Below are 6,766 nucleotides of genomic sequence, written 5' to 3' on the forward strand. Positions count from 1 at the left end.
ATTATATTGGCGGAGAGAGAGGGATTCGAACCCTCGAAACGCTCATCACGTTTACACGATTTCCAGTCGTGCGCCTTCGGCCAGACTCAGCCACCTCTCCAAGAGTATTGTATATGGAACAATATTTATTCTTTACAGATTTATATTATACTTAAAATATTGACATATGTCAACCATAACTTTTATGAAAAAACGATAAAGGTTTAAATTCTCGGCTTTAATCAAGATGATGAGTAAATATATTTAGTCTGTTTTGAACCTTATAGTCTACACTATTAATTTAGTGTAATTATTCCTTCCTTCTGGTATAATATATGTATTAAACGATATAAGGGTGGTTTTTATGTATCAAGCACTGTATAGACAATATAGACCTAAGACTTTTGATGAAGTATTAGGCCAAGAACATATAACGACAACATTAAAAAACCAAATTCAAAAGGGAAATATTGGGCATGCTTATTTGTTCTCAGGTACTAAAGGTACAGGTAAAACTTCCACTGCTAAAATATTTTCCAGGGCAGTAAACTGTCTAAACCCAGTAGAAGGTAATCCCTGCAATGAATGCGAAATATGTAAAGGAATATTAGATGAGTCTATAATGGATATTATTGAAATGGATGCAGCAAGCAATAATAGTGTAGACGATATAAGGGAATTAAGGGATAAGGTAGTCTACCCTCCTTCTAGGGCAAGATATAAGATATATATAGTAGACGAGGTTCATATGCTATCGAAAGGGGCATTTAATGCTCTATTGAAAACATTGGAAGAACCACCTCAACATTTAATATTTATATTAGCCACTACAGAAATGGAAAGGTTGCCTCAAACTATTCTTTCCAGATGTCAAAGGTTTGATTTTAAAAGAATATTAAACAAAGATATCGTTGCTAATATGGAAAAAATATGTAGCGAATTAAATATACCGGTAGAGGAGAAAGTTTTACGTTTAATAGCAAGAAATTCTGATGGAGCTATGAGAGATGCATTGAGTCTTCTTGATCAATGTATATCCTATAAAGACAAGGAACTAACCTATGAAGATGCATTAGATATATTAGGAATATCTAATTCAGATTTACTATTTTCCATAGTAGATGATATAGAGAAAAAAGATATACAGAACCTATTATTAAAAATAGACCAGATAATTCAGCAGGGAAAAGATATAAACCAATTTATAAAGGATTTAATATATCATTTTAGAAATCTTTTAATTGTAAAAACTTCTAATAATTCTGCAGATATTTTAGATATGGACGATGAAACAGTTTCAATGTATATTAAGCAGAGTGAAAATATTTCATTAGATCTTATTTTAAAATCTCTAGATACACTGAATAAAAGTGAAAATCAGGCAAAATGGGCTACCCAACCGCGAATAATACTTGAAATGGCAGCTATAAAACTGGTAAACTTAGAAGAGCAAGCTAGCTTAGAGGAGAGAATTAAAAAATTAGAGACCATAATTAACAATGGCAAGATTAATATTGGTAAATCAATAGAAACTAAGGCAATAGAGAAACCAAAGAAAAAAATAGAAGAAAAAGAGGATTTAAAGAAACCAAAGGATATACAGCCCCTTCAAATAGTTGATGATGGGAAGGAATTATCCTTTAATACCATAAAAAAAGAATGGGAAAAAATTATGGGAATTGTAAAAGAGAACAATATCAGAACCCATGCTTTCTTAAAGGAAGGGAGATTAGTATCCTTTTCAAACAACAGCCTTTCTATAGGATATAAGGATGGTTATGGCATTCACAGGGAAGCTATGGAAAGACCCAATAATAAAGAACTTGTTGAAAAAGTTGTATCCTCTTATTTCAATAAAAATATTAATATAAAATTCATCATGGAAGATGGTCAAGTGGAAGATTTGGAGGAAGAAGAGGAAGACACAATCCAGGAAGTAGTTGACTTCTTTGGGGAAAATATTGTTGAAATAGAATGAAAATTGAAAGGAGAATTAATATGGCAAAAGGTAGATTTCCAGGAATGGGGAATATGGGGAATATGATGAAGCAAATGCAAAAAGTTCAAAAACAAATGGAAGAGATGCAAAAACAATTGGAACAGGCAGAAGTAGAAGCTAGTGTAGGCGGTGGTGCAGTTATTGCAAAAGCCAATGGTAAGAAAGAGATTCTCTCAATTACAATAGACGAATCTGTAGTAGATCCGGAGGATGTAGAAATGTTACAAGATTTAGTGCTAGCAGCTGTAAATGAAGCATTAAGAAATGCAGAAGAGATGATGGCTAAAGAAATGGGCAAATTAACAGGAGGTATGAACATACCTGGACTGTTCTAAGGAAAGGTTGATGTAGATGGATTATTATGCATTGCCTATTGCAAATTTAATTGAACAGTTTTCCAAACTTCCAGGCATAGGCAGAAAAACAGCCCAAAGATTGGCTTTTTATATTTTAGAAATGGAACCTTTGGAGGTAGAAAAATTAGCTGTTTCAATTACTAATGCAAAAGAAAAGGTACATTATTGTAATCAATGTTGTAATTTAACAGACGATGATCTTTGTGATATATGTAAAGATGAAAGAAGAGACCAAAGTACAATATGTGTTGTAGAAGGTGCTAGGGACATAATTGCTATGGAGCGAACTAGGGAGTTCAATGGATTATACCATGTGCTTCATGGCGTAATTTCTCCTATGAAAAATATAGGGCCAGATGAGATTAAGATAAAAGAACTACTAAATAGAGTATATAATGGAGAAGTTGAAGAAGTTATATTAGCTATAAACCCGACAGTAGAAGGAGAGGCTACAGCCTTATATATTGCAAAGCTACTGAAACCCCTAGGAGTTAAAACTACTAGAATAGCCCATGGTATTCCAGTAGGAGGAGATTTAGAATATTTTGATGAAGTAACTCTTTCTAAAGCTATGGAGAATAGAAGAGAACTGTAATAGAGTTCTTCAAATTTGTCCCCATAAAATAAAGTTCTTTCATTTTGCAAATGTCTGAAGTGAGGTAAATAAAGTAGTGTTAGGAAACATGGTTTAAAAGGGATAGGGAATCTCGGTTAAGCCATGTTTTTTATTTGATTTTTTATTAGAAAAGAAAATAGATACAAGGCTAAGGTTCAGATAAATCAATGTATTAAGGGATTAATTAGAAAAGAAAATGGACATGAGAAATGGATAAAAACCACTCATTCATCTTCATTCTAGAACATCATTTTATAAGTACTTTATTTTCGGTTTTTTGGGTGAAAATTTAAAAATGTAAGGACTTTATAAGGGCAGGTTTAAGGGGAAAGGGGATTTAAGGGAAAATGGAAGAGAATAACAAGTTAGAGTTTCTAGGGGGTTGAGGGGCATGAGAGAGAGGACTTTATTTGAAGTTTTAGAGGAGTTTGTTTGATGAACACATAGTTAGGATTAAGGAAATAGGGGTTAGGAAAATAGGAAATATTTTGGCTGGAACTTAGGGCTTAATTAGTTGTTGTAGAAATAAAATAAAGTTGTGGTATTAGAAGGAGTATGAAGTCAGGCGAGGTATTGGTAATACAGGTTTTGGTTCTATTTTAAGATTGAATGAATATGGGTATTAGAGGAAATTTGTGAAAGGACTTTATTTACTTTTATTATATAACATAGGCCTTTTTTTCTGTTTCTAAAAATGATGCAGTAAAAAAACTAGAAACAGAAAAGTCCTTTTATTGCATAAAAGTAGTTGCAGAAAGAAAATAAAGTTATTAGATTAAGGTTTTACCCACATTTCTTGATACAAGAATGGGGATAGAGTATATAAAAGACAGGGGAGATGGTTATAAAAGGGAAGGGTAGTTAGGACTATATTTATTTTTTATAAGTACTTGGTATGTTTTTGTTTCAGAAATTTTAAAAAATAAGTTCTGGAAATAAAAAAGGTATTTTTAGAGATGGTAAAGTTCTTTTATAATAAAAATAAAGTTATAGCATTGAAGATTAATAGTAACAAGAAAAAGTATTGGGAATACAAGAATTAGTTCAATTTTAAGGCTAAATGGCATAAATATTAGAGGAATTTCATCAAAGAACATTATTTACTTTTGCTATATAACATGGCGAATAATTCTGTCTATAAAAATGATATGGTGAAAATTTCAGAATTAGAAAATTATTTTCGTCAGAGGAGAAGTTCTATTAAAATTAAAATAAAGTAGTAATTAGACAGAAAAATTTGGAATTATATGTTATTATAAATACAGAAAAAAAATAAATTAGTAGAGGTATTTAAAATGAAAAATCCTACGGTTTTTATTAGTTATAGTTGGGACAACCCAAGACATAAAGAATGGGTAATAGCACTAGCCAATGAATTAAGGAGAAATGGAATAGACGCTACACTTGATGAGTTTATTACCCAAAGAGGTACTGTTAATCTGAATAGAATGATGATAGAAAATATAATGAGAAATGATTTTACCCTAGTTATCCTAACAGATAAGTATGCTGAGAAAGCAAATGAGTTTAAAGGGGGAGTAGGGTATGAAACATCGTTGTTAATTAATAATATGGTAGAAAATATTGAAAAAATGATACCAATCATGAGATTTAAAGGAGATAAAAATAGGGCTATCCCGTTTTATTTAAAAGGAATGACATATATTGATTTCTCCGATGATAATGATTTTGATGAAAGATTCGAAGAATTAAAATATAAAATATTAAAAGTTGATAGAATTGAAATGGAACCCTTAGGGGCAATTCCTACTCTAAAACCGAGAAAGATAACGAGAGAAACACTACATAGAGATACAGTTGTGGACGATGTTTTAATACCTAACTTTAGAGAGATAACTGATAGGGATAAAAACAAATTTATGAAGGATAGTTATTCTGAGATTATTGACTATTTGACAGAATTAGCAGAACAAACTAAGCAAAAAAATTTTAGTTTTGATTATGATATAGATGTTGTAACAAATAAAAAACATATTATAAGATTTTATATCAATGATATGGAAAAACATGCAATAAAAATATGGTTAGATAGTAGATTCTCCAAGCAAGAAAATATATTATTATCATATGGTAGGTTTGGTATTGATAGTGATAACTCCAGCAATGAAATGATAATATGTGAGTTGACCGAAAAGAAGGAATTAACATTGAAAATGACTATGAATATGTTTGGAAATAGAGATGTAAAAAGTGCAAGAGAGATTTCAATTGAAATATGGAAGCAAATTCTACAATTTATTAAATAATTGCTTCAGGAGGTGCAATGATTGATTATAGATTATTTTGAAGTTAGAGGATACTTTGAAGGTCATAGATATCATGACCCAAAAGCCAGAAAATATAGTGCAATCTTTCGTAATATAGAAGAATTTATTGACCCAAACAAAGTAAGTATATTCTATCCTAAAAATATGTTTGTTGATGATAAGGATTTAGAAATATATGTATTTTTAGAAAGAAAAATTTTGAGAGGTAGAGTTTTAGACAATAACAAAATTGAAATAAAACTACTTTATCTAAAAGACCTTAAAGATTTTATATGTGAATGTACATATGATGAAGAATGCTACTATAAATTAACATTAAAGTTCTATAATGATGAAGTTATTGTTTTCGATAGTTTGGTAGATACAAATTTCAGTTGGAAAAATAAATTTAATAAAGTTATAAAAGAAATAATAAAAGTAATAATTGATAAAAATATTTAAGTCACAATAGTAGATTTATGTGTCATATGTTAATTGATATAATACGGAGGAAAACATAATGGATTATTTAATAAATTTCATTATATTAGTACTGATATACTTTTTGTTTTTTTATAAAAAGTGGAATAAAAAGCCTAAAAAAACATTAATAATTAATACACTTATGTACATTTATATTGTAATGGTTCTATTTGTAACACTTATGCCATTGCCTATACCATTTTTAAATGGAACAAATAATTTATTTCTAGAAACTGTAAATCTTATTCCATTTAGGGATTTAAGGTTAAATTACTATGGTGCTGTTAGAGAAATATTTTTAAATATTATCATGATGATACCTTTCGGATTTTTATATCCAATTATAAGGAAAGTGGGTATTCTAAAAACAGTTACTGTGGTTTTTCTTTTTAGTTTAACGATTGAGAGTACTCAGTTATTAAGTGCATTTTGGGGAGGCTTAGCATCAAGGTCATTCGATGTTACTGATTTGATAACTAATACATTTGGAGGTTTAGTAGGATATTTATTTTTTAGTACTTTAAAGCCAATTATTTTTAAGATATTAAATGAACAGTAATTTTATAAACAATGTGGATTTATTACACATCGTTTATAAAATATGTCGTAATTATAGATAATCAATTCACTATCCAAGGGGGAATAACATAAGTAATTATGTTTTAACGAATTTGTGTGAAGATTATGCTAAAGAAATCTGTGGTTGGAAGTACGATGAAGAGTATTCTATATATAATTTGTCAGATTGGAATGTAGTAGTTGAAAATGGTTGGGACTTAGCCATAAAAGAGAGAAGAGAATCTGATTTTATAGCAATATTATTGGAGAATCAATTAATTGCCTATGGTAGATTAACAAAAGTTAAAGAAAAAGCCTTTATCGGCATTGGTCTAAAGCCATCTTTATGTGGTAAAGGTTTTGGAAAAAATGTTATGAAGTTATCTATTAAGCCCCCTAACCTATTTGTACAATCGCACACTAATTTAGTAAAATAAAAATTAATGGGAGGTTGTCTAAATTGAGAGGTAAAGGTAAAAGATATCCAGAAGAATTTAAACGTCAAATT

At 29.8% G+C, this 6,766-nt stretch carries 7 protein-coding genes and 1 tRNA gene; 7 read left to right on the forward strand and 1 reads right to left on the reverse strand.

The window, feature by feature from the left end; translation table 11 throughout:
* Positions 1–7 precede the first annotated feature (7 nt).
* Positions 8–100: transfer RNA gene (locus C3E89_RS01780), tRNA-Ser, on the reverse strand.
* Positions 101–343: 243 nt separating this feature from the next.
* Between C3E89_RS01780 and dnaX the strand changes: the two genes are divergently transcribed.
* The 7 genes from dnaX to C3E89_RS01815 all read left to right on the forward strand — a co-directional run bounded on the left by dnaX (position 344) and on the right by C3E89_RS01815 (position 6,695).
* Entirely contained in the window at positions 344–1,957 is a 1,614-nt protein-coding gene (gene dnaX / locus C3E89_RS01785; protein ID WP_236910782.1) for a DNA polymerase III subunit gamma/tau, read from the forward strand.
* Positions 1,958–1,977: 20 nt separating this feature from the next.
* The gene (locus C3E89_RS01790) at positions 1,978–2,313 is read left to right on the forward strand and encodes a YbaB/EbfC family nucleoid-associated protein (protein WP_236910783.1); all 336 of its coding nucleotides are present in this window, start codon (positions 1,978–1,980) and stop codon (positions 2,311–2,313) included.
* Positions 2,314–2,329: 16 nt separating this feature from the next.
* Positions 2,330–2,929, forward strand: a complete 600-nt coding sequence (gene recR, locus C3E89_RS01795; protein ID WP_236910784.1) for a recombination mediator RecR — start codon at positions 2,330–2,332, stop codon at positions 2,927–2,929.
* A gap of 1,316 nt (positions 2,930–4,245) precedes the next feature.
* A complete protein-coding gene (locus C3E89_RS01800) occupies positions 4,246–5,217 on the forward strand; it encodes a toll/interleukin-1 receptor domain-containing protein (RefSeq protein ID WP_236910785.1) in 972 nt (323 codons plus the stop codon).
* A gap of 21 nt (positions 5,218–5,238) precedes the next feature.
* A complete protein-coding gene (locus C3E89_RS01805) occupies positions 5,239–5,679 on the forward strand; it encodes a DUF3908 family protein (RefSeq protein WP_236910786.1) in 441 nt (146 codons plus the stop codon).
* Between the two features lie 58 nt (positions 5,680–5,737).
* A complete protein-coding gene (locus C3E89_RS01810) occupies positions 5,738–6,259 on the forward strand; it encodes a VanZ family protein (RefSeq protein ID WP_236910787.1) in 522 nt (173 codons plus the stop codon).
* Between the two features lie 112 nt (positions 6,260–6,371).
* A complete protein-coding gene (locus tag C3E89_RS01815; protein WP_236910788.1) occupies positions 6,372–6,695 on the forward strand; it encodes a hypothetical protein in 324 nt (107 codons plus the stop codon).
* Positions 6,696–6,766 lie beyond the last annotated feature (71 nt).

The sequence above is a fragment of the Clostridium sp. Cult1 genome (assembly GCF_021655095.1).
Taxonomy (GTDB): Bacteria; Bacillota; Clostridia; order Tissierellales; family Tepidimicrobiaceae; genus Schnuerera.

Coding starts and splice junctions, on each gene's coding strand:
- recR (WP_236910784.1), top strand. CDS start 2,330: ATGGATTATTATGCATTGCCTATTGCAAATTTAATTGAACAGTTTTCC.
- C3E89_RS01800 (WP_236910785.1), top strand. CDS start 4,246: ATGAAAAATCCTACGGTTTTTATTAGTTATAGTTGGGACAACCCAAGA.
- dnaX (WP_236910782.1), top strand. CDS start 344: ATGTATCAAGCACTGTATAGACAATATAGACCTAAGACTTTTGATGAA.
- C3E89_RS01790 (WP_236910783.1), top strand. CDS start 1,978: ATGGCAAAAGGTAGATTTCCAGGAATGGGGAATATGGGGAATATGATG.
- C3E89_RS01810 (WP_236910787.1), top strand. CDS start 5,738: ATGGATTATTTAATAAATTTCATTATATTAGTACTGATATACTTTTTG.